Annotated in this window: 18 protein-coding genes; 6 read left to right on the plus strand and 12 right to left on the minus strand. The window is 59.8% G+C overall.

The window, feature by feature from the left end; genetic code table 11:
* Positions 1-24: 24 nt before the first annotated feature.
* From radA to J7412_RS18410, 12 genes are all read right to left on the minus strand, one after another.
* Positions 25-1,392, minus strand: coding sequence for a DNA repair protein RadA (radA, locus tag J7412_RS18355; protein WP_209065303.1), 1,368 nt, complete (start codon positions 1,390-1,392; stop codon positions 25-27).
* 14 nt (positions 1,393-1,406) lie between these two features.
* Positions 1,407-1,844 (minus strand): paraquat-inducible protein A, encoded by a 438-nt coding sequence (locus tag J7412_RS18360; RefSeq protein ID WP_209080224.1) that lies wholly within the window; start codon positions 1,842-1,844, stop codon positions 1,407-1,409.
* An 87-nt stretch (positions 1,845-1,931) separates the two neighbouring features.
* Positions 1,932-3,257, minus strand: a complete 1,326-nt coding sequence (locus tag J7412_RS18365) for an HlyD family efflux transporter periplasmic adaptor subunit (RefSeq protein ID WP_209080129.1) — start codon at positions 3,255-3,257, stop codon at positions 1,932-1,934.
* Positions 3,254-5,329 (minus strand): ATP-binding cassette domain-containing protein, encoded by a 2,076-nt coding sequence (locus J7412_RS18370; protein WP_209080131.1) that lies wholly within the window; start codon positions 5,327-5,329, stop codon positions 3,254-3,256. Before J7412_RS18370 ends, J7412_RS18365 begins: the two co-directional genes overlap by 4 nt.
* A gap of 7 nt (positions 5,330-5,336) precedes the next feature.
* A complete protein-coding gene (locus J7412_RS18375) occupies positions 5,337-7,751 on the minus strand; it encodes a calcium-binding protein (protein WP_209080133.1) in 2,415 nt (804 codons plus the stop codon).
* Positions 7,752-7,862: 111 nt separating this feature from the next.
* Entirely contained in the window at positions 7,863-8,609 is a 747-nt protein-coding gene (locus tag J7412_RS18380; RefSeq protein WP_209065299.1) for an ATP-binding cassette domain-containing protein, read from the minus strand.
* On the minus strand, positions 8,606-9,391 hold the full coding sequence (locus J7412_RS18385; protein WP_209065298.1) for an ABC transporter permease: 786 nt from the start codon (positions 9,389-9,391) through the stop codon (positions 8,606-8,608). Before J7412_RS18385 ends, J7412_RS18380 begins: the two co-directional genes overlap by 4 nt.
* On the minus strand, positions 9,388-10,425 hold the full coding sequence (gene alr, locus J7412_RS18390; protein WP_209080135.1) for an alanine racemase: 1,038 nt from the start codon (positions 10,423-10,425) through the stop codon (positions 9,388-9,390). The genes J7412_RS18385 and alr overlap by 4 nt, the downstream gene beginning before the upstream one ends.
* 237 nt (positions 10,426-10,662) lie before the next feature.
* The gene (locus J7412_RS18395; protein ID WP_209065296.1) at positions 10,663-12,150 is read right to left on the minus strand and encodes a replicative DNA helicase; all 1,488 of its coding nucleotides are present in this window, start codon (positions 12,148-12,150) and stop codon (positions 10,663-10,665) included.
* A gap of 209 nt (positions 12,151-12,359) precedes the next feature.
* Complete coding sequence (locus J7412_RS18400) at positions 12,360-13,040, minus strand: orotate phosphoribosyltransferase (RefSeq protein WP_209080137.1); 681 nt, start codon at positions 13,038-13,040, stop codon at positions 12,360-12,362.
* A 21-nt stretch (positions 13,041-13,061) separates the two neighbouring features.
* Complete coding sequence (gene pyrC / locus J7412_RS18405) at positions 13,062-14,108, minus strand: dihydroorotase (RefSeq protein ID WP_209080139.1); 1,047 nt, start codon at positions 14,106-14,108, stop codon at positions 13,062-13,064.
* Between the two features lie 61 nt (positions 14,109-14,169).
* Positions 14,170-15,114: a phosphoadenosine phosphosulfate reductase gene (locus J7412_RS18410; RefSeq protein ID WP_209080141.1), complete on the minus strand. Its 945-nt coding sequence runs from the start codon at positions 15,112-15,114 to the stop codon at positions 14,170-14,172.
* Between the two features lie 207 nt (positions 15,115-15,321).
* Between J7412_RS18410 and J7412_RS18415 the strand changes: the two genes are divergently transcribed.
* The 6 genes from J7412_RS18415 to J7412_RS18440 all read left to right on the plus strand — a co-directional run bounded on the left by J7412_RS18415 (position 15,322) and on the right by J7412_RS18440 (position 22,729).
* Positions 15,322-16,230: a MoxR family ATPase gene (locus tag J7412_RS18415; protein WP_209080143.1), complete on the plus strand. Its 909-nt coding sequence runs from the start codon at positions 15,322-15,324 to the stop codon at positions 16,228-16,230.
* Between the two features lie 60 nt (positions 16,231-16,290).
* Positions 16,291-17,547 carry a VWA domain-containing protein gene (locus tag J7412_RS18420; RefSeq protein WP_209080144.1) on the plus strand — a complete coding sequence of 419 codons (1,257 nt, stop codon included), beginning with the start codon at positions 16,291-16,293 and terminating at the stop codon, positions 17,545-17,547.
* 93 nt (positions 17,548-17,640) lie between these two features.
* Entirely contained in the window at positions 17,641-18,609 is a 969-nt protein-coding gene (locus J7412_RS18425) for an XdhC family protein (RefSeq protein WP_209080146.1), read from the plus strand.
* A complete protein-coding gene (locus J7412_RS18430; protein WP_209080148.1) occupies positions 18,606-19,625 on the plus strand; it encodes a molybdopterin-binding protein in 1,020 nt (339 codons plus the stop codon). The genes J7412_RS18425 and J7412_RS18430 overlap by 4 nt, the downstream gene beginning before the upstream one ends.
* A gap of 145 nt (positions 19,626-19,770) precedes the next feature.
* Complete coding sequence (locus J7412_RS18435; RefSeq protein ID WP_209080150.1) at positions 19,771-20,256, plus strand: (2Fe-2S)-binding protein; 486 nt, start codon at positions 19,771-19,773, stop codon at positions 20,254-20,256.
* 109 nt (positions 20,257-20,365) lie between these two features.
* Complete coding sequence (locus J7412_RS18440; RefSeq protein WP_209080152.1) at positions 20,366-22,729, plus strand: xanthine dehydrogenase family protein molybdopterin-binding subunit; 2,364 nt, start codon at positions 20,366-20,368, stop codon at positions 22,727-22,729.
* Positions 22,730-22,737: the final 8 nt, after the last annotated feature.

Below are 22,737 nucleotides of genomic sequence, written 5' to 3' on the forward strand. Positions count from 1 at the left end.
TGTTTTTACGTGCGTCCGTCCCCGTCAGCCCGCTCCGAATACTTCGCCCACAAAACTTGCCAAATCTCCAATACGGTTCAGCTTTATGCCGTCAACTGTGTTGGTTTTGCCGCCCTTTGGCGCGATTGCCGATGAGAAACCAAGTTTTTGGGCTTCTTTCAACCTATTTTCCGTCTGACTCACCGCGCGCAGCGCGCCAGACAGGCTGATTTCGCCAAAAACCACCGTATCGGCGGGTAAGGCGCTGTCTTCGCGGGCGGAAACCAGCGCGCAGGCCACCGCAAGGTCTGCGGCCGGTTCGCCGATTTTCATGCCGCCTGCCACATTGAGGTACACATCAAGCCCCGCAAAGGGGATGCCGCAGCGCGCTTCCAGCACCGCGAGAATCATCGCAAGCCGCCCGCTGTCCCAGCCAACAACCGTGCGGCGCGACTGGCTGTGCGGTGACGGGGCCACCAAGGCCTGCAATTCTGTCAGCACGGGGCGGGTGCCTTCGATCCCGGCAAACACCACGCTTCCCGGCGTCGGCTGGCCGCGATCAGACAGAAACAGCGCGCTTGGATTGCCCACTTCCACCAGCCCGCGGCCGGTCATTTCAAATACCCCGATTTCATCCGCGGGGCCAAAGCGGTTTTTGACGGCGCGCAGAATGCGGAACTGATGGCCGCGCTCGCCCTCAAAATAGAGCACCGTATCCACCATATGTTCCACCACGCGAGGGCCTGCGATCTGCCCCTCTTTGGTGACATGTCCCACCAGAATAATCGCCATGCCTTTGCGTTTGGCAAAGGCCGTCAGCTCATGCGCCGCCGCGCGCACCTGACTGACAGAGCCCGGCGCGCTGCCGACGTTGTCGCTCCACATGGTCTGGATGGAATCGATGATGGCAAGCTGCGGGCGTTCGGCCTCCAGCGTGGTCAGGATATCGCGCAGATTGGTTTCTGCGGCCAACAGCACGGGGCTTTCCGTCAGCTGCAGCCGTTGCGCCCGCATCCGCACCTGCGCGCTGGCTTCCTCGCCGCTCACGTAGATGGTTTTGACACCTTGGCGCGCAAACCGCGCGGCGGCCTGCAGCAGCAGGGTGGATTTGCCGATCCCGGGATCGCCGCCCACCAGCAAGGCGCTTGCCGGCACCAGCCCGCCGCCCAACACGCGGTCAAGTTCCTTCACACCGCTGATGGTGCGCGGCGGCGGGGTTTCCTTGGTGGCCAGATCAGACAGCTCGATCCGCCGCCCCTTCGCATTGCCAAGCGCGCTGCCTGCCGGGCCCGCCCCGAAGGGTGCCTCTTCAACGATCGTATTCCATTCGCCGCAGGTCTCACAGCGTCCCGACCATTTGGAGGAGACGGCGCCGCAGGCCGAACATGTGAATTGGGTTTTGCTCTTTGCCATTGTGCCGTTTTGGATCACGACCGCTTGCGGGTCAAATGGCTAATTGTCAGCGACGCCAGAATACAGCCGGTGAACAGATAAAGCCCCCAGCCGGTATAAACCGTCACATGGCCCGCGCCTTTGGCGATCACGATATAAAGCGCGATCAGAAAAACATCGCCCATCGCCAGCTTTCCCAGAAACTCCAGCGTGGGCAAAGCTTTGCGGCGCAAGAGGCCAAACTGGATGAGCGCAATGCCAATGACCTTCAGATAAGGGGCAAAAATCGCCAGAAACGTCACCAAAAGCGCCAGCGCCACATCGGTGCCCCACAAAGATTGCAGCCCGGAGACAATCGAAATTTCACTGAGACCAAAAATCGGCAGCAGGCCCGCGCGCATCAGCGGCGCAAACCAAGCGATCGGAAACAGGATCAGCAACGAGAGGTTGGCCAGGCGCAAAACAGACTTCATAGGAACAGAGCTAGCCTGCACCGCCACACCGCGCAAGGTGGCCTCACGGGGGAATAGCGTCACTCTCTTCCCTCCTCATTTACGTGTTCAGTCCTGCATGGCCTTTTGCATAAATGACCAGAACGGCCCCATCAGATATGCGCCAAAGGTGGTGCTGCGGCCGGTAAAGACCACTGTCACCGGCATATCGGTGGCCAAGGTGGCCTCATCTCCGAGCGTGGCCAAAAGCGCGGCGTGGTCCTCCGCATCAATCTGCGCAATCCCGTCATAGCCCAGCACCGCGCCTTCGGCATTGCGGCGGGCTTCCGGTGACAGCGAGGTGATCGTTGCCTGCACCCGCGGGTGGCTGCGCTGCGGGAGCGCCGCCACTGTCAACTGGCCATTCATGCCCACCCGTAGTTGATCAATCACCTGAGGGTGCGCCAGAAAAGACACTTGATGCCGCGCGCTTGGGCGGGCCAGTGTCAAAACGGTTTCCCCGCGTGGGATGACCATGGCGGCCGTGTCAAAATAGAGCGCGGCGACAATACCTGCTTCTGGCGCGTGAATCTGCGCCTGATCTATCTGAGCGCTCAGGCGCAAAATCTGCCGCTTGAGCCGTGGGATCGCCTCTTCGAGTTGCGCAAGCCGATCCAGCAATTGCTGACGAAACTCGAGTTTTTCGCGCATGACCTGCATTGCGGCCTGAATGGCCTGATTGCGCAAGGAAGACACTTCGGCCCGATCCCGCTCCAGCGCGGCTTCAAGTTCCAGAATGTCCTCGCCAAGCGCATCCATATCAGCGGCGCGAAAGGCCCCCTCTGCCCGCAGGCTGGCGTATCGTTTGTGCCGGGCCAGCATGGACAGGCGCTGCTCCTCGCGCCGCGCCATACTTTGCGAAAGATGGATCATCCGCTCTTCAAGCGCGCCTTCCAAGGTGGCGCTCATGTCGGCGCGCAGTTGCATGGCGGTTTGCATATTGCGCATACGCCGCACAGCCATATGCGCCGCATCGCTGGTTTGCGCGCCATCGGCCGCTTGCGGCAGCCGGTCTGACAGCGCCGCCCTGATGGCCGCGCGCTCTTCGATCATCGGGGTCAGCGCGGCTTGCAATGTGTCCTTTTCTGCGCGTTCCTGATCCACATCGAGTGTCATCAACACTGCGCCACGGGCCACCTCTTCATGCTGGTCGACATGGATCTCCGCGATTTTTCCCCCAAACGGATGCTGCACATCATAGCTTGGGCGGGCGGCATTCAGGTGGCCGGACGCGGGAATGGACGTGGTCAGCGGCGCGAGCGACGCCCAGAGCGCAAACAACAACAGAGCGCCGAATACCACGATGCAACCGATGCGCAGGGGGCGGGTGACCCGGGCTGGCAGCTCTGTATTGGCCGGGTCATCGGAGGCGGAGAATGTGGCAGCGTCACTCAATGTTGGGGCACTCCCTGCAGGGTGACGGGACGTGTGGAAATGGCAGCGCAATAAACCGACTGACCGTTGATGTTCTGAATGTCAAACCGGTCGCTCATCTGGGAAATCACCGCCAAGGCCGCCTCATCTCCGGGCAGGTCGGCCATCTTTGTGTTGGGCTGGCGCAGCAGCTCGGCGATTTTGCGTATCTTGGCATCGGCCTTGGTGCGCCCTTCTTCTGTGACCGTGATTTCACAGCTCTGATCAGAGAGGAAACGGAATAAGAAAACCGCTTGCCTTGGAGTGTCCTGCGCGCCGCTGGCCTTGGTGAGGGTGAAGAGCTCTGTCGCAATAAGCTCGGCCCGGTTTGAGAGATCTGCATCTGAGGCTCGCGTGAACTGTGCACTGATCCAATCGGTGAGATCCTGAAGGCTCGTGTCGCGCAACGGCAGCTCAATGCGCCGTCGCCCGCTGCTCATACGGCCCAGGACCTCGCCCCGGGCACCGAAATCCGCCATGCGCCCGTTTTCTAAAAGCAAAACATGATCGGCGAGCCCCATCAGGCCGGATCGGTGCAGCACCATCACCACTGTTGTTCCCTGTTTTTTAAGGCGCGCGAGCACAGCACAAAGCTGCCGCTCGCCTGCGGCATCAAGCAGCGCATTTGGCTCATCCAGGAACAGATATTTTGGCCGGTGATAAATCGCGCGCGCCAGCGCAACGCGTTGTTTTTGCCCGGCGGACAGCAGATAGGGCGCCGCGCCGATATCTGTGTCATAAGACTGCGGCAGGGCAGAGATCAGGCCGTGTACTCCGGCATTTTTGGCCGCCTCCACCACATCTGCGTCTGAGATGTCGGGCGCAAAACCAGCGATGTTTTGCGCCAGGGTGCCGTGAAACAGCTGCGCCTGCTGCGGCAGGTAGCCGATGTGGGCGGTGTGGCTTTCGTTTGGCAGGGTTTTGATTTCTGTTTCATCCAGCCAGACGGTGCCAATGGGGCAGGGCGTTGCGCCGCTCAGCGCCTCAAGAAGGGTGGTTTTGCCGCTGCCAGACGGGCCAATGATCACAAGGCAATGGCCTTTGGGAATTTGGAAGCTGACCCGATCCAGACGGGGCGGGGCGCCACCGCCGCGTGGGGAAATAAGCCCGTCACATCGCAGAGCGCCGGACAGCGAGGGGATCTCTGTTCCGTCTATTTGCGTGGGTGCTGGCAGGTGTAGCAGTTGTTGGTAGGCGATGCGGAAGGTTTGCATGTCGGGCAGGGATGCAATGACCGTTTCAAAGCTGCTGACCGTTTTGGTCAAAATCAGGCTGGCGGCGATCATGCCGCCGGCACTCAGGGCATCATTGACCACCAGTGCGGCCCCCAGACTGAGGCCAAGCAGCTGCGACAGGCTGCGGACAAAAGCGCTGGCTGCGTTGCTGCCCGCTGACAGCGGGGTGAGCTGATCTTCGATTTGGTTGCGCGCGGCCCTGGTGCGCAGAAGTTTGGCGATCAAATTGCGGCTGAGCGCGGCGAGGCCGGGATGGGCCGCAAGATCCTGCACGTCTTTTTGCGCGGTGGTTTCGCCATCTGCATATTGCGCCAGAAGGGTGGTGCGATGTGCCATGAGGGCTTTGGAGCCGATGCGCAGCGTGGCAGCGGCGGCGATCAGAGCGCAGGTCAGGGCGACAAACCAGGGGTGAATGATCCATAAAACCGCCAGGAACATTGGCAGCAAGGGCAGGCTGAGGGCTGCGATCGCCGTGGGGCCGGAGAGCCCGGTTTTCAGCTGTGACAGAGCGGCAATCCGATCCTGTTGCTCACGGGGGGGGGAGCTGAGGATCGCGGGCAGGCTGATCCGTTCGCCCCAGCGCGCGGCGCATTGCAAGGTGATTTCGCGCAGACCGTCGACCACAGATTGCAGCAGCAGTGCTGCGGCCGCGACCAGCAACAGCAGCGACAGGGTGTGAAGGTTGCCGGTCGGGATCACGCGATCCAGCACCTGCATCATGAAGATCGGGCTGATCAGCACGGCAAGGTTTGAGATCGCGCTCAGACCGAGGAGCGGGGGCAGCAACCTTTTGAGTTGCGTGAGGGGTGAGGCGTGCATGCTGGCCTCAGAGCAGGAAGTTTGTTTCGTCCAGATCGTCCGGATCAACAGATTTCAGGATCAAACGGTCGTTGCTTTCGCCGCCGGTGAGGGCGGAGAGGTCGATCACCGTGGCCCAGCCCTGATCCTGGATATGGGCCTGCAGATCATCATAGCTGATGCCATAGCTTGAGAGGTCAATGACATCGTGGTCCACCTCAAAGTCATGGATCATGTCGCGCCCGTCGCCAGCAGATGCAACAAAAGTGTCCGCATCGCCGTCTTTCCACCAATTGCCGCCCCAGAGGTGGTCATTGCCGGTGCCTCCTGAGATGGTGTCCGCCCCGGCGCCGCCGACCAGTTTGTCATCTCCGCCATCGCCGGACAGGCTGTCGTCGCCGCTTTGGCCGTGGATATAATCGCGCCCGGCGCCGCCCTCGGCGGTGTCAGCACCTTCGCCCATGGTGAGGCTGTCATTGCCTGCGCCGCCGCTTGCAAAATCATCCCCTGTGCCGGCCATGATGCGGTCGCTGCCAGCATCGCCATGCAAGGCGTCGTCATCTGCGCCACCGTGCAGCGTGTCGTCACCGCCGCCGCCGTGCATGGTGTCATTGCCGTCGCCCCCGCGCAGATCGTCATTGCCGCCCTGATCGCTGAGCAGCTGCGGGTTGCGCAGCAAGATCGTGCTGTCGGTGTCCACAGGGGCGAAGGGATCGGGTGCGCGCGGGTCGACCGCGCCATCGTTGCTGCCGGTGCGTTGGGCTTCGGCCATGAATTCGGAATAGGCGGTGCCTGCAGTCCAGTCGACCTCCACCCGGTAGATGCCCCCTTCGGCGGCGGTGCTGCCATCCAGATCATGGTCACCACGGTTGAGGCCAAAATAGAGGTTGCCCTCGCCATCCATGAAGACTGCGCCATAGGCGCCTTTGGGCATGCCGGAGCTCATACCATCGTCATAAAGCGTCGCGGTGATGGGCACGGAGCTGATGGCGGGGCTGCCGCCGTTGGGCACATCAGGCACATCGATGCGGTGCACCGCACCCGGCTCGCCATTGCGGCCCGGGGATTCCACCGCGTAAAATGCACCGTCCTGCGCGTTATAGGCTACGTCATAGGAGCGCCCGCGAAACAGCCCGTCGGGCAGATCGTAGTTGATCGCCTGCGGATTGCCATTGGCATCAAGGGTGTCCACATCAATCTTCGTGACGCGGTTGAGGCTGGATTGGAAGGTCCAGAGATTCCCTTCGTCATCAAAATCGCCCACATAGTCCGCCACTGGAGTTTCCCCGACCCGGTAGGCGTAGCCTTCTGCATCGACCATCACCAGATCCCGTATGGAGACGGGATTGCCAAGCGCGTCGGTGCCGTTGGCTTTGGCGATGCCGTAGATCAGGTCGTCTTCGGTGTTGAACCCAATGGCATTGATGCGCAGACCGGTTGGGTGGCCAGCCAGCTCATATTGCTCGGTTTCCGGGTCAAACACATTGAGTTGCCCGTCGATCATCTGGAAGAGTTTGGACTGCCCGGGGGCGAAGGCCGCAACATGGGTTGTGTCTGTGCCGACGGTGACTTCTTTGAGGTAATAGGGCACGGGGCCATCAAAGATAATCTCGGAGTCCGTTTCTGGCGGGGCCACTTCACGCAGGGTCAGCCCGCCGGCCTCACCCGTGCCTGAGACCTCAAAGCTGTGGGTTTCAAACACACCGGAGGTGGTCTCCACCGTGCCGATCACCTCTCCGTTCCAGAGCACCTCAACCTTGCCGCAGGCCGCGCCACCGGCAAGGTTGGCAGCCAACTCAAAGCTAACAGTATATGTTTCGCCAGCCTCGGTTTGAACCGACTGGCTGAGGGCGGTTTCGCCATCTGCCTCGCTCAGAGACCAGCCGCTTTGCGCTGCCATCTGACTGAGCGTGGCGGCACCGCCGCCGGATCCGCTCAGCAGGTTGTTGTTCTGTAAATCGCCAAAAACCAGATCGTGACCCGCCCCGGCATTCACCGTGTCCGCGCCCATTCCGCCGACCGCCACATCGTGGCCGTCCTCCAGATTGAGCAGGTCGTCGCCTGCACCGCCGTCCACCGTGTCATCCCCGGTGCCTGCGTTCACCGTGTCGTCCCCTGCGCCGGAGGAGAGCAAGTCCTCCCCTCCGTTGCCCAGGACAACGTCGTCGCCGGCGCCGGTTGAAATCACGTCATTGTAGCTGCGGTTGGCGGCATCCCCGTTGGAGACAATGGCGTCAGGGTTATAAACCCAGCGCCCATCGACAAAGATCCACTCATTGCCCACCATATCCCCGGCGGCGAGGTCATTGCCCGCCCCCGATGTGATGGTGTCATCCCCGGCGTGACCGTTTATCTTATCCACGCTCGCGCCTGTGGTGAGGGTGTCGTCGCCCGTCGTGCCAATAACCTGATTGACCGGCGTCTGCGGCTCGTTTTCTGGCATACCAATATACCTTTTACCAATACACGCAGAACATTCTGCGAACAGAAAGTTGATAAAAGGTTAAATTATGCCGTGTGTCTTAGGTGGGCTGATCTCCTATGGCGCGTGCGCTCACCGCACCGCCTCAATCGGGCCCTCAGCACTGCCCGAAATGAACTGCGTCACATAGGGGTCGCCGCTGGCGTCCATATCCGCCACGGGGCCGGTCCACTGGATCACCCCGCCATGCAGCATGGCCACATTGTCGGCAATCGCGCGCACAGAGCTCATATCGTGGGTGATGGTCATGGCCGTGGCCCCCATCTCCACCACGATTTCACGGATCAAGTCATTGATGACGCCTGACATAATCGGGTCCAGCCCGGTGGTGGGCTCGTCAAAGAAGATGATGTCAGGTTGCGCCGCAATCGCGCGGGCCAAGCCCACACGTTTCTGCATCCCGCCGGAAAGTTCGGACGGGTAGAGATCCGCCACATCCGGGGTCAGCCCCACGCGCCGCAGCTTTTCGATGGCAATCTCGCGCGCCTCGGCTTTGGGGCGTTTCAGGCTGCCGCGCAGCAGGCGGAAGGCCACATTCTGCCAGACAGACATACTGTCAAACAGTGCGCCGCCCTGAAACAACATGCCAAACTGGGCCAGAAACGCATCGCGGTCGCCATGGGTGGTGTCTTTGCCATCCACCATGATCTGGCCGCTGTCCGGGCTCACCAGCCCCAGCACCGACTTCAGCATCACCGATTTCCCGGTGCCGGAGCCGCCGATGATCACCATGGAGCTGCCTTTGGCAATCTCAAGGTTCACCCCGCGCAGCACCTGTTTGGGGCCAAAGCTCTTATGGACGTTGTCAAAGCGGATCATGAGGAGAAAAACAGCCCTGTCAGCACAAAGTTCGCGGCAAGGATCAACACAGCTGCGGCCTGCACCGAGCTTTTGGTGGCCTGGCCCACACCCTGTGCGCCGCGGCCGGAGTTCATCCCAAAATAACAGCCCATGACCGCAGAGATCACGCCAAAGGCGCAGCCTTTCACAAGGCTTGAGACAATGTCATTCAGATGCAGGAAGTTTGTGGTGTTGCGCACATAATTGGCGGGATTGAAGCCAAGGTTTTCCGTGGCCACGAGAAAGCCGCCATAGATACCAATCACATCGCCGATGCCAACCAGCACCGGCACCACAATCGCAGCCGCCAGCACGCGTGGCGCGGTCAGATATTTCATCGGATGGGTCGACAGCGTCACCAGCGCGTCAATCTGCTCGGTCACCTTCATTGTGGCGATCTCGGCGGCAATCGAGCTTGTCACTCGCGCTGCCACCATCAGACCGACAAGCACAGGGCCAAGTTCGCGCACCATGCCAATGGCCACGATTTGGGGCACCACGCTTTCCACGGAAAACCGCGAAGAGCCGTCATAGATCTGCAACGCCAGCGCGCCGCCGGTGAAGATCGCGGTCATGCCCACCACAGGCAGGCTCAGCCAGCCGATGTTAAACAGCGCATTGAGAAACTCGCGGCCGTAAAACGGCGGACGGAAAATATGGCTCAACGCGCCCCAAAGGAACAGCGCCACATCCCCGATGGTGTTGAGGATCGACAGCGTGTTGCGGCCAATCGCATTCAAAGGTTTGAGCAGAACACTCATGACACTTTATAGCGGCGCTGATAGCGCTGCCCCATGGAGGTCAGGATTTCATAGCCGATGGTGCCTGCCGCATCAGCCAGCGTGTCCACCGACTGGTGCTGGCCCAACAGCTCCACCTCACGGGGTTCTTCTGACAGGTCGGTCACATCAATGCCGATCATATCCATCGAAATGCGGCCAATCAGCGGACAGCGCGCCTCACCGGCAAACACATCCACCTTTTCGCCCATGGCGCGGATGATGCCATCTGCGTAGCCTGCGGCAATGGTCGCCACGCGGCTGTCGCGCTCGGCAATCCAGGTGTTGGAGTAGCCGACGCTTTCGCCTGCCGGCACATCGCGCACCTGAATGACAGGGATGCTGAGCGTGGTCACCGGCGTGGCCTCGACAAATGGCATCCCGCCATAGAGCCCCACACCGGGACGGGTCAGATCAAAGTGATAATCAGAACCCAAGAGAATGCCGCCGGTCGCAGCCAGCGAGCGGGGCACGTTCAGCCCGTCGGTCATCTCTTTGAACGCGGCAAGCTGGCGCGGGTTCATCGGATGCTCCGGATCATCGGCGCAGGCCAGATGCGACATCAAAAGGGTCGGGCCGCGTTGCAGCACCAACTCGCGCACCGCGTCCCATTCGGGCGTTTCCAGCCCAAGGCGGTTCATGCCTGTGTCCAGCTGCACGCCAAACGGGTGCGCGGGTAGGGCTTCCACATGGCGCACGATCTGATCCACCGAGTTCAGCATCGGGGTCAGCCCCAGATCGCTGATCATATCGGTGTCGCCGCGCATATGACCGCTGAATATATTGATCTCCGGATCCGGTCCCACCGCCTGTCGCAGCGACGCGCCTTCTTCGGCGGCAGCGACGAAAAAGCGGGTCACACCAGCGCGCATCAAAGCCCGCGCCACGCGGTCCGCGCCCAAACCATATCCATCCGCCTTCACCACGGCGGCGGTCTCCGCGCTTGTGCGCGCATCCAGCGCCCGCCAGTTGTGCAGCAGCGCGTCCAGATCAATTGTCAAATTTGCAGTAGCCATGAAGGCGTTTGTTGACGCCTCACCGCACAAGGTCAAGGGCTAAGACGTGGCGAATTTTCGGATGCGGGGCTCTGTTTCGCTGTTGCGCAACGTCCGCTGCATAAACGATCTCGATTTGGCGGCTTTGTGAAAATGGCACCTACGCAATACCGTAGGGATACCGACGCGATACCGACGTCCCGTTTTGGCGCTGAGACGCCGTTTACCTTTTGATTCGTTCGCGCAAAAAAGCGGAGGTCAGTACTCCTCCGCCCCTCCCTGCTGCCAGGGCTGCACAAGATTGCCAAAGCGGGTGAACCGTCCCTCAAAGCTCAGCTCCACCGTGCCAATCGGGCCGTGACGCTGCTTGCCGAGGATCACCTCTGCTTTGGCGTGCAAACGCTCCATGCGCTCCTGCCAGGCGGCCATCTCATCCAGACGGTCATCAGAGGGCTTTTCACGCTCCACATAGTATTCCTCACGGAACACGAACATCACCACGTCGGCGTCCTGCTCGATCGAACCCGATTCCCGCAAGTCACTGAGCTGAGGGCGTTTATCGTCGCGGCTCTCCACCGTACGCGAGAGCTGGGACAGCGCGATCACCGGGATGTTGAGCTCCTTGGCGATGGCTTTCATGCCCATGGAAATCTCCGCGATTTCCTGCACCCGGTTGTCCGCTGTACCACGGCAAAGCTGCAAATAGTCGATGATCAGCAGATCAAGCCCGTGGGTCCGTTTGAGGCGCCGCGCCCGCGCCGCCAACTGCGCAATCGGCAGGGCAGGGGTGTCGTCAATGAACAGCGGACAGGCTTCAAGGTCTTTCGCGGCCTGCACAAACCGGCGGAATTCCTCCTCGGTCATGTCCCCCTTACGGATCTGTTCCGAAGGGATCTCAGCCGCCTCAGACAGGATACGCGCAGCCAGCTGTTCTGCTGACATTTCAAGGCTGTAGAAGCCAACCACCCCGCCTTCAACGGCCCCTTCAGAGCCATCCGGCTTGATGCCTTTTTTGTAGGCTTTGGCCACGTTAAACGCGACGTTGGTGGCCAGCGAGGTTTTCCCCATCGAGGGACGACCCGCAAGGATCAGAAGGTCTGACGGGTGCAGGCCCCCGAGCTTCTTATCCAGATCAATCAGACCGGTGGAAATCCCGGCAAGACCACCCTCCCGCTGATAGGCGGCGTTGGCGGTGTTCACAGCCTCTGTAACCGCCTTTAGAAAGCTCACAAACCCGCGTTCTGAGGAGCCTTGCTCCGAGAGTTTGTAGAGCGCCTGTTCGGCCTGAACGATCTGCTCTTTCGGCTCCAGTTTGATGTCGGCTTTCTTGGCTCTGGTGGCAATGTCATTGCCCAGCCCAATCAGCTCGCGCCGCATCGCCAGATCATAGATGATCTGCGCGTAATCCCCTGCCGCAAAAGCAGAAATTGCTGCCCCTGCCAGACGCAGCAGATACGCCGGGCCGCCCAGCTCTTTTAGGCCTTCGTCGTCTTCCAGAAAGGCTTTCAGCGTCACAGGGGAGGCCAGATTGTTCTTCGCAATCCGCGCCGCAGCCACCTCAAAAATCCGCGCATGCACCGGCTCGTAAAAATGCTCGGACGTGATGATCGACGCGACCCGGTCAAAGATGTCGTTGTTGGTCAGAATCGCACCCAGAAGCTGTTGCTCAGCCTCAATGGAATGCGGCATTGGGTCTTCTTCAGGTGCTGCCTCAGCGCCCGGATTGATACTCGAAATTTCGTTCATGATCTTGCCCAACTGCCCCCTAAGCGTCGGTTGTAACAACCGCACTTATGCCGGGCAAACTGTATGTTTCTGTGGAACACCTGTGGATAACTGCTGTCCACCCGATATTGTCAAACGAAGCGGCACCTCGTCAACATATAGGGTCAAAGCAGCGTTCTCACGCCTGCACGTCAGGCCGGCGTGAGACAGATTTTGCCGATGGTTTGGCCTTAGCCGTTCTTGCGGGCCTCTTGCCAGGCGCGCGGATCTTTGAGGAAGGTTTCTACCTCGGCCAGCGTCTCTTCAGAGAAGGCTCCCTGCGCCTTGGCTTCGGCCAGCACATCCCACCAGGTGCAGAGATAGTGCAGCGCCACCCCATGGCCGCCGAGGGTTTTCTCGGTTTCCGGGAAGATGTCATAGTAGAAGATCACTGCGGTGTTGCCACAGCTTGCACCGGTCTCGCGGATCGCATCCACAAAAGACAGCTTGGAGCCGCCATCGGTGGTCAGATCTTCCACCAGCAGCACGCGTTCGCCTTCGCTCATCGCACCTTCGATGCGGGCGTTCTTGCCGTAACCCTTTGGTTTCTTGCGCACATAGGTCATTGGCAGCGCCATGCGTTCTGCCACCAGCGCGGCAAAAGGGATGCCCGCGGTTTCGCCACCTGCGATGTTGTCAAACGCCTCAAACCCGGCTTCGCGCATCACGGTGACGGTCATGAAATCCATCAGCGTCGCACGAATGCGCGGGAAGGAGATCAGCTTGCGGCAATCGATATAGCTTGGGGACGGCAGGCCGGAGGCCAGCGTGTAAGGCTCTTCGGTGTTGAAGTTCACCGCGCCAATTTCCAGCAGCATACGGGCTGTCAGGCGGGCAATTTCTTCTTTCGGCGGGAAGGCGGTTGGGATCATCTCAATGTCCTTTGGCAGCAGTTATTGGTCGGCGACGTTCCAGAACACGTCAAAGCCCGGATCAAATACAGTGACCGGCCCGTCAGAGCATTCAATTTTCTCTGGGAAAACGGCGGCTTCGGCGCCTTTGGTCAGCGTGAGCTTGGCGTCATTCACAGGCAGCCCATAGAAGCTCGGGCCATTGCGGCTTGCGAATTTTTCCAGATTCTCAAGCGCGTTTTCTTCTTCAAACACATGCGCCAGAAGCGCCATTGTGTTGGTCGCGGTAAAGCAGCCCGCACAGCCACAGGCGTTTTCTTTCAAATCATCCACATGCGGCGCGCTGTCGGTGCCTAAGAAAAAGCGCGCATCACCCGACGTCGCCGCTGCGCGCAGCGCCAGGCGGTGCTCTTCGCGTTTGGCCACAGGCAGGCAGTAGTAGTGCGGTTTGATGCCGCCCACGAGGATGTGGTTACGGTTGATGATCAGGTGGTGCGTGGTGATTGTTGCGCCCAGATCGGTCGCATTGTCTTGCACATAGGCAACACCGTCCTTGGTTGTGATATGTTCCATCACAACGCGCAGACCCGGTGTGGCTTTGCGGATCGGATCCAGAACGCGGTCGATAAACACCGCTTCGCGATCAAAAATATCAATGTCGTGGTCGGTGACCTCGCCATGCACACAGAGCGGCAGGCCAATCTCGGCCATTTTTTCCAAAGCCGCGCGCACGTTTTTGAAGTTGGCCACGCCGCTTGCAGAGTTCGTGGTTGCGCCAGCCGGATAAAGTTTCACGGCTTTGATCAGCCCACTGGCATGTGCTGCTGCGATATCTTCTGGGTCACTGTCCTCGGTGAGGTAAAGCGTCATCAAAGGGGCGAAGTCCATGCCCCCCGGCAGCGCCGCCATAATGCGGTCTTTATAGGCTGCGGCCTGCGCGCCGGTCACCACAGGTGGCACCAGATTCGGCATGATGATCGCGCGGGCAAAATGGCGAGCGGTTTCAGGCAGAACGGCTTTCAGCATCGCGCCATCGCGCAGATGCAGGTGCCAGTCATCGGGGCGGGCAATCGTCAGGCTTTGGGTCATGCCTGCGCCTTACACAAAAGCAGGTGTGCTGGCTAGCCTTTGATGTGATGGTTTTGGGCGTTTAGCCTGCAAGCCGCCCTTGCTCGGCAGCCCGCGCCAATCCGTTTAGATGCCTGAGGAAGCGCGGCGCTTTCAGGCGGCGTGCCACATTGGCACACAGCAGGGCGCTAACAAAGGGCCGCTGTTTCCCGCTCACCGCATCCAGCAGGCGGTTCAGGTAGGGCAAATGCCCCCGCCGCGCCCGATAAAGCTTGTAGAAGGCCCCGCGGCTGAGTGTTCCCGCCCCAGCTTTCACAAGAACCCGATAGAGGATTTGCATCTCGAGCAAATCGTTTTCGATCGCGGCACCGAGAAAGGGCGTGGGGAGAAGAGTGCTGTTGTCGATGGAAAAGAGCGTCGCATGCATCGCATCCAGCACTTCATGCGGATCATAGATCACAAAGCACCGATCCGCAGAGGCCGCCATCTGAGGGGCAAACCCGTATGGTCCCTCAAACGCCAGTCGCCGCGCTTTTGGAAAGCGGTGGTCCCAGCCAGCCAGTCTTGGCGCGAGGGTTGCTTGCGGCTGTACCGCCACAACTTGCGCTTCAGGCGCCGCCGCAGAAAAGGCCGCCGCGGCATAACCGCAGGGGCCTGTTCCATAAAACACCACTTCGTCAAAGCGCTCAAAAAAGCCGTCAGCTTTCAGTTGGTCAAAATAGGCGTACACCGCAGGATCGCGAAACCAGGTGTGGCCATTGCTGAGAATACAAAGATGTGACCAGCCCAACTCACGCACAAGCTCCCAGCCCAGCGGCTGCCCGGTGTCTGCGCGTGATTGAATACCGTCAATGGTTTCAAAGGTCACCAAGAGGACGGGCTTGTCTTCGATCAGCGTGGCGCAATGTTGTCGGCCCAAAGGTTGGAAATGGCCATGTTTTTCAAACACATCCTTCAGTTTCCGCAGCCAAGCCGCTTTGGACAAGCCGAGCATTGGCGTGTCAAACCCATTGGGTGAATCCTGCATCTCTTTTCCCTTTGGCGCCCGGTTTGTCCGGTTGTGTGGCGTCCATTTTTGGCTCTTGCCGGACAGAATAGGAACCATTTGCGGCAGAAATGTGGAGCGCGGCGGTTTTTCTACAACTTTTGTCCCAGCCCCCTGCGCTTGACCTTCCTGCATGGGCTGTGCAGCCTGACGCGGTGATTTATGATGCGGGACGCAAGGCGGGGACTTATGCAAGCCATTGAAAGTATTGACGCGGTTCAATCCATGCTCGCGGCGGAAGGCTACGTCTGTGGCCGTCCATTGGCCACGGTGGTCTTTCTCGCTCTGCGCCTGGGGCGTCCGATTTTTCTTGAAGGGGAAGCGGGTGTCGGCAAAACCGAAATCGCCAAGGCGCTTTCGGCGGCCCTCAATCGCAATCTGATCCGTCTGCAATGTTACGAAGGATTGGACGCGGCCAGCGCGGTCTATGAATGGAACTTCGCGGCGCAGATGGTGGCTATTCGGACCGCAGAAGCCAGCGGCGGCGCAGATCGCACAGCCCTTCAGGAAGAGCTCTTCAGTCAGGACTACCTCGTGGAACGACCGCTGCTCAAGGCGATGCGACCTGACCCAGCCGGGGCGCCGGTGCTCCTTATTGATGAGCTGGACCGGACGGATGAGCCTTTTGAAGCCTTTTTGCTGGAAGCATTGAGCGATTTTCAGGTGACGATTCCGGAGCTTGGCACAATCAAAGCGCCAGAGCCCCCCATCGTGATTGTCACCTCCAACCGGACGCGTGAGGTCCACGATGCGCTGAAGCGGCGCTGCCTGTATCATTGGGTGGACTACCCAGACTTTGAGCGCGAGATGTCCATTTTGCAGGCTCGCGCTCCGGAAGCAGCTGCCAGTCTGAGCCGGGAGGTCGTGGCCTTTGTGCAGAAGCTGCGCACCGAGGATCTGTTCAAGAAACCCGGAGTCGCGGAAACCATTGATTGGGCCAAATGTCTGCTGGCACTCGATGTTTTGACGCTCAGCCCACAGGTGATTGCAGACACGCTCGGCGCGGTGCTGAAGTATCAGGACGATATCGCGAAGCTTCAGGGATCAGAGGCCAAGCGGCTTCTGGACGAAGTGCGCGCGTCCTTGGAGCCGGCCTGATGTTTCCTCTTGCCTTAAATATCCCGGGGGGTGCGGGGGGCTGGCCCCCCGTTGGGCGCGATGCCTGAATACCTCCCCCTCGACATTCCGGATGACCCCAAGCTGACGCAGAACATCACGTGGTTTGCACGCGCCCTTCGCAAAGCCGGTTTGCCGATTGGTCCGGGGCGGCTGCTGGATGCGATACAGGCTGTTGAGGCGGCAGGTTTCACCAGCAAACAGGATTTTTATTGGACGCTGCATGCGTGTTTTGTGTCACGCCCTGAGCACCGCACCACCTTCGCGCAAGTGTTCCGGCTCTATTGGCGAGATCCGCGATACCTTGAGCACATGATGTCCATGATGCTGCCCGCCGTGCGCGGCGTGCAAGAAGATCGCACAGCCCAAGCAGGGGAGAAACGCGCCGCGGAGGCGCTGCTTGACGGGGCAAATGCTGAGCTACCGGAGACGGAAACGCAGGAGGAAGACGGCACACAGATCGAGATTGACGCCTCCATGACGATGTCATCAGAGGAAAAGCTGCGCACGCTGGACTTTGAGCAGATGAGCACCGATGAAGTTGCCCAGGCCAAGCGCATGCTGGCGCGGCTAAAATTGCCTGTGCAGCCCATTCAATCTCGGCGCACCAAAGCGGATCCTCTTGGCTCGGGCGTGGATTGGCGCGCCACTATGCGCAACTCTATGCGACAAGGCGGAGATCTTTCCGAAATCGCGCGCAAGAGCCGCCGCACGCGTTGGCCCAATCTTGTGGTTATCTGCGATATTTCCGGCTCGATGAGTCAATACAGCCGCATGGTGCTTCATTTCCTACATGCAGTGGCCAATCAGAAGGGCGCGGGATGGGCGCGGGTGCATGGCTTCACGTTCGGCACACGGCTGACCAATATCACACGCCATCTCGCAACCCGTGATGTGGACGCTGCTTTGGCCGCCGCTGGTGCTGAGGCGCAGGACTGGGAAGGTGGTACGCGGATTGGCGAATGTCTGCACGCCTTTAACCGGGATTGGTCACGTAGGGTGATGGGGCAGGGCGCAGTTGTGCTGCTGATATCGGACGGTCTTGATCGCGGTGCACCGGAGGATCTCAGCAAGGAGATGCAACGCCTGCACCTGTCCGCGCGGCGGCTCATCTGGCTCAACCCTTTGCTGCGGTGGGAAGGATTTGCCGCCAAAGCGCAAGGCATTCGCGCCATGCTGCCCCATGTGGACAGCTTTCGCGCTGGCCATTCCATTGCGTCTATCGAGGCCTTGGCGGAGGCTTTGTCGCGGCTGGATGACATCGGTGAGAAGGCGCGGCTTTTGCAGGGAATTCAATAGGCTGGCGTGTCTGTGTGCGATGGGAGTGACGGCAAGTGGTCTTGTGTTACGCAAAGGGCTCCCCCATGTTCAGCCGAGACGAGGGAGATCATCATGAGCCAATCACCTAAAGACGCGCCCGAGCTGGCGCTGGAGTGGCACCGCGCAGGACGGGGCGCAGCGCTGGCAACGGTGGTGGAGACCTGGGGGTCCGCGCCGCAGCGTGTCGGCGCGCAGATGGTGGTCTCTGGCGACGGGCAGATCGAAGGTTCGGTTTCGGGCGGCTGTGTCGAAGGCGCGGTGATGGTCGAAGCGATGGACGCGCTCGAAAGCGGCAAAGGCACCCTGCTGGAATTTGGCGTGAGTGATGGAGATGCGTTTGCGGTTGGCCTTGCCTGCGGAGGCACGATCAAGGTTTTGGTGGAACCAGTGGGGGCGGTGCTGCGAGAAGATGTCCTTTCGGAGCTTGTAGACGCTCGCGCGGCCCGTAAAGCGGTGGCTTATGTGTGTGATGCTGAAACCGGAGGTGGCGCGCTTATCACGGAAGGTTTTGAAGACCGCTTCCGCATGGACCGATCTGGCGTTGAGGAAGACGGGCGTTTTGTTGCCATCCACAATCCCCCTTTGAGAGTGGCTGTGGTTGGCGCGGTCCACATCGCACAAGCGCTGGTGCCCATGGCGCGCATTGCGGGATTTGATCCAGTGATCGTTGACCCACGTTCTGCCTTTGGCTCAGAGGCGCGGTTTCCCGGCGAGAAGATCATCGAGGAGTGGCCCGACCAAGCGATGGAGCAGATCGGGCTTGATGCACGCACTGCGCTTGTATTGCTGACCCATGACCCGAAGTTGGACGACCCCGCGTTGCACATCGCTCTAAAATCCAAAGCTTTTTATATCGGGGCGCTTGGAAGTACGCGCACCCATGCAAAACGGGCGGAACGCCTGACAGAGGCCGGATTTGAGGAGGCGCAGATTGCGCGTATTCATGGGCCGATTGGCTTGGACATCGGAGCGGCCAGCCCTGCGGAGATTGCGGTCTCGATTATGGGCGAACTGCTCCGTGTGTTGAGGAAAGGCGCATGAAATTCGGTTCTGTTGCCCTCGCAGAAGCGGAAGGTGCGATCCTCGCACACTCCTTGGTGCTGCCTGCATCAGAGACAGGTGGAAAACCCAAGCGCATTCCGAAAGGAACCTGCCTGACGGCTGAGGACCTCTCAGCTTTGGCGCGCGCCGGGATGGAAACAGTCACCGTCGCGCGGCTGGAAGAAGGTGACGTGGATGAGGACGCTGCTGCTGCGCAGCTCGCATCGGTACTGCTGGAGGGCAAAGCGCGTGAGGGCTTTCGCGCCACCGGCGCAGGTGCCGGTCGGGTAAACCTCTATGCCAAGGGCTGTGGCTTGGTGCGCATCAATGCCGACATGGTCAACCATATCAATAGCGTTGATCCCATGATCACATTGGCCACGGTGCCGGACCGTCACCGTGTCGATACGGATGGCATGGTCGCAACGATAAAAATCATCTCCTATGCGGTCCCGCAGGCAGCGCTGGATGCGGTCTGCGCCGTGGTCCAAGACGCTCTCGTGTTGCATCCTCCGGTTTTTTCCTCTGCGACGCTAATCGAAACCACAATTGCGGAAGATGTGCCCTCTGACAAAGGCCGCCGTGCGATGGCAGGGCGTGTGGAGCGGATGGGCATGGTGCTGTCGCCGCGTGTGCTTGTTGCCCATGAGGTGAATGCGTTGGCGAGTGCGATCGAACAGGCGACAGGTCAGGTTGTTTTTGTGCTCACGGCCTCGGCAACGTCAGACACATTGGATGTGGCCCCGCAGGCCTTGCGTGAAGCCGGGGGCGTCGTTGAGCGTTTTGGCATGCCGGTTGATCCGGGAAACCTTTTGTTTCTTGGCCGCTTGGGTGAAAAGCCGGTGATCGGTTTGCCAGGTTGCGCCCGATCTCCGGCGCTGAATGGTGCGGATTGGGTCTTGGAGCGCGTCGTGTGTGGCGAAGAGGTCAGCCACAGTGACATTGCTGCGATGGGTGTCGGAGGCCTGCTGAAAGAGATTCCCACCCGGCCGATGCCGCGCGAAAAAGGTGTTTAACCGCAGCGGCAGGCTCGGTTTTTTAGGCACATACGACCAATGTCTAAACGCATTCTCCTGATCCTTTGAAAAAGCGGGTTCTCAATCGCGAAGGGGGCTGCTTTACTCCTCAGCAATGACAAAGCCACTAATGCGGGAGGAGCCAATGTCACAGGTCACCATGACTGTGAACGGCAAGCAAATGTCCGGAGATGCCGAAGGACGCACTTTGCTCAGTCAATTTTTGAGAGAAACCCTGGGCCTGACAGGCACACACGTTGGATGCGACACAAGCCAATGCGGCGCTTGCGTTGTGCATGTGGATGGCGTTGCAGTGAAATCCTGCACCATGCTGGCCATGGAGGCAAACGGGGCAGACGTATCGACCATCGAAGGTCAGGCTGCGGCCGATGGCACATTGAATGCTTTGCAGCAGGCCTTTCAGGATCATCACGGCCTTCAGTGCGGTTTTTGCACGCCGGGCATGATCATGTCCGCAGCAGACCTGCTCAAAACCAACCCCAAGCCAACCGAGGCAGAGGTGCGCCATCATCTGGAAGGCAATATCTGCCGCTGCACGGGCTACCACAATATCGTCAAGGCGATCATGGCGGCCAGCGGTCAGGACGTGAGCAGCATCGCTGCCGAATAAGACTGTTCGCCGCGCAGGAGGAGGCGCGGACGAACGTGTTTGAGATCACGGACCGGGCGTAGAGAGCCGCAAGACGCGCGCACCACCCCGGTTATTAGGGAGGAAAGACATGCCAAAAGATCATGGCATCGGCGCCAGCCCCAAGCGGCGCGAAGACGTGCGGTTCCTGAGTGGGACCGGCAACTACACAGATGATATCAATGTGAGCGGGCAGGCCTATGTGCACTTCCTGCGCTCCGATGTTGCGCATGGGCGGATCACGTCCATCAACACCGAAGCCGCCGCGGCCATGCCAGGCGTCTTGAAGATTTTCACCGGCGCGGATTTTGAAGGTGTGGGTGGCATTCCCTGTGGCTGGCAGGTGACGGACCGTCACGGCGAGCCGATGCAGGAACCCGCGCACCCGGTACTGGCGCAAGGCAAAGTGCGTTATGTTGGCGATCAGATCGCCGCTGTGGTTGCCGAAACACTTGAGCAGGCGCGCGATGCGGCTGAGGCCATCGAAGTTGATCTGGAAGAGCTGCCAGCCGTTGTGGATATGAAAGCTGCACTGGCGGACGGGGCCACCAAGGTTCACGACGATCTGACCTCCAATCTTTGCTATGACTGGGGATTTGTTGAAGAAAACAAACCTGCGGTTGATGCGGCCTTTGAAGCGGCGGCGCATGTGACCACATTGGAGCTGCGCAACAACCGGCTTGTTGCCAACCCGATGGAGCCCCGTGTGGCGATTGGTGATTTCAACCGTGGCACCGGTGACAGCACCCTTTACACCACAAGTCAGAACCCCCATGTGATCCGCCTTTTGATGGGCGCATTTGTATTGGGTATTCCTGAGCACAAACTGCGTGTGGTTGCTCCAGACGTCGGTGGCGGGTTTGGCACCAAGATCTTTCACTACGCCGAGGAAGCCTTCTGCACCTTTGCGGCCAAGGCGTTGAACCGCGCGGTGAAATGGACTTCAACCCGATCTGAAGCCTTCATTTCTGATGCGCATGGCCGTGACCATGTGACCAAGATCGAATTGGCGCTGGATGCGGACAACAACTTCACCGCCATTCGCACCGATACCCACGCGAACATGGGGGCCTACCTCAGCACCTTCGCGCCATCGGTTCCGACTTGGCTGCATGGCACGCTCATGGCGGGGAACTACAAGACGCCTTTGATTTACGTGAACGTCAAAGCGGTCTTCACCAACACCGTGCCTGTTGACGCTTATCGCGGCGCGGGTCGCCCGGAGGCGACCTACCAGCTGGAGCGGGTGATCGACAAAGCCGCGCGCGAGCTTGGAGTTGATCCGATTGCGCTGCGCCGTCAGAACTTCATCACGGAGTTCCCCTATGCCACGCCGGTGGCGGTGGAATATGACACCGGTGATTATCACGGCACCATGGATGCACTTGAGAAGATCGCTGATTTCTCTGGCTTCGAAGCACGCCGCAAAGACAGCGAGGCGCGTGGTAAACTGCGTGGCCTTGGCGTGAATTGCTACATCGAGGCTTGCGGCATCGCGCCGTCCAATCTGGTTGGTCAGCTTGGTGCGCGTGCAGGTCTTTATGAAAGCGCAACGGTCCGTGTGAATGCGACCGGTGGTTTGGTTGTCATGACTGGCAGCCATAGCCATGGGCAGGGGCATGAAACCTCCTTCCCGCAGGTGATTGCCGAAATGATTGGTATTGACGAAAGCATGGTCGAAATCGAGCATGGCGACACCGACAAAGCCCCAATGGGCATGGGCACCTATGGCTCGCGTTCGCTCGCAGTTGGTGGCTCTGCGATGGTTCGGGCAACCGAGAAGATCATTGCCAAAACCAAGAAAATCGCCGCACACCTGCTTGAAGCTGCTGAAGCAGACATCGAGTTGAAGGACGGTACATTCTCTGTCGCGGGTACGGACAAATCCGTGGCCTGGGGGGATGTGACACTGGCCGCTTATGTGCCTCATAACTACCCGTTGGAGGACATCGAGCCCGGCTTGGAAGAGACGGCTTTCTATGATCCGGCCAACTTCACTTATCCTTCCGGCGCTTATGCCTGTGAGGTCGAAGTGGACCCGGAGACCGGGAAAGTCACCATCGAGGCGTTCTCTGCCGCAGATGACTTTGGCAATGTTGTGAACCCGATGATCGTTGATGGTCAGGTCCACGGCGGTATCGGTCAGGGCATCGGTCAAGCGCTGTTGGAAAACGCGGCTTATGATGAAAACGGCCAGCTCTTGAGCGCGTCTTACATGGATTACGCGATGCCGCGTGCCAGCGATGTGCCTTTCTACAGTGTCGACCATTCCAGCCAGACGCCTTGTACGCACAACCCACTGGGCGTGAAAGGCTGTGGCGAGGCCGGTGCAATCGGTTCCCCACCCGCTGTTGTCAACGCTGTGGTTGACGCGCTGCAATCCGGTGGCCACAAAGTTGATCATGTAGATATGCCTGTGTCGCCCTCGCGCGTCTGGGCGGCGATGAACGCCTAAGGAGGAGA

The sequence above is a fragment of the Shimia sp. R9_3 genome, assembly GCF_017743755.1.
In the GTDB taxonomy this organism is placed as follows: Bacteria; Pseudomonadota; Alphaproteobacteria; order Rhodobacterales; family Rhodobacteraceae; genus Shimia.

What these genes read in the sequence shown, in the direction of transcription:
- radA (WP_209065303.1), bottom strand. Translation starts at nt 1,392, where the DNA reads ATGGCAAAGAGCAAAACCCAATTCACATGTTCGGCCTGCGGCGCCGTC.
- J7412_RS18360 (WP_209080224.1), bottom strand. Translation starts at nt 1,844, where the DNA reads ATGAAGTCTGTTTTGCGCCTGGCCAACCTCTCGTTGCTGATCCTGTTT.
- J7412_RS18370 (WP_209080131.1), bottom strand. Translation starts at nt 5,329, where the DNA reads ATGCACGCCTCACCCCTCACGCAACTCAAAAGGTTGCTGCCCCCGCTC.
- J7412_RS18375 (WP_209080133.1), bottom strand. Translation starts at nt 7,751, where the DNA reads ATGCCAGAAAACGAGCCGCAGACGCCGGTCAATCAGGTTATTGGCACG.
- J7412_RS18380 (WP_209065299.1), bottom strand. Translation starts at nt 8,609, where the DNA reads ATGATCCGCTTTGACAACGTCCATAAGAGCTTTGGCCCCAAACAGGTG.
- J7412_RS18385 (WP_209065298.1), bottom strand. Translation starts at nt 9,391, where the DNA reads ATGAGTGTTCTGCTCAAACCTTTGAATGCGATTGGCCGCAACACGCTG.
- alr (WP_209080135.1), bottom strand. Translation starts at nt 10,425, where the DNA reads ATGGCTACTGCAAATTTGACAATTGATCTGGACGCGCTGCTGCACAAC.
- J7412_RS18395 (WP_209065296.1), bottom strand. Translation starts at nt 12,150, where the DNA reads ATGAACGAAATTTCGAGTATCAATCCGGGCGCTGAGGCAGCACCTGAA.
- J7412_RS18400 (WP_209080137.1), bottom strand. Translation starts at nt 13,040, where the DNA reads ATGATCCCAACCGCCTTCCCGCCGAAAGAAGAAATTGCCCGCCTGACA.
- pyrC (WP_209080139.1), bottom strand. Translation starts at nt 14,108, where the DNA reads ATGACCCAAAGCCTGACGATTGCCCGCCCCGATGACTGGCACCTGCAT.
- J7412_RS18410 (WP_209080141.1), bottom strand. Translation starts at nt 15,114, where the DNA reads ATGCAGGATTCACCCAATGGGTTTGACACGCCAATGCTCGGCTTGTCC.
- J7412_RS18415 (WP_209080143.1), top strand. Translation starts at nt 15,322, where the DNA reads ATGCAAGCCATTGAAAGTATTGACGCGGTTCAATCCATGCTCGCGGCG.
- J7412_RS18420 (WP_209080144.1), top strand. Translation starts at nt 16,291, where the DNA reads ATGCCTGAATACCTCCCCCTCGACATTCCGGATGACCCCAAGCTGACG.
- J7412_RS18425 (WP_209080146.1), top strand. Translation starts at nt 17,641, where the DNA reads ATGAGCCAATCACCTAAAGACGCGCCCGAGCTGGCGCTGGAGTGGCAC.
- J7412_RS18430 (WP_209080148.1), top strand. Translation starts at nt 18,606, where the DNA reads ATGAAATTCGGTTCTGTTGCCCTCGCAGAAGCGGAAGGTGCGATCCTC.
- J7412_RS18435 (WP_209080150.1), top strand. Translation starts at nt 19,771, where the DNA reads ATGTCACAGGTCACCATGACTGTGAACGGCAAGCAAATGTCCGGAGAT.
- J7412_RS18440 (WP_209080152.1), top strand. Translation starts at nt 20,366, where the DNA reads ATGCCAAAAGATCATGGCATCGGCGCCAGCCCCAAGCGGCGCGAAGAC.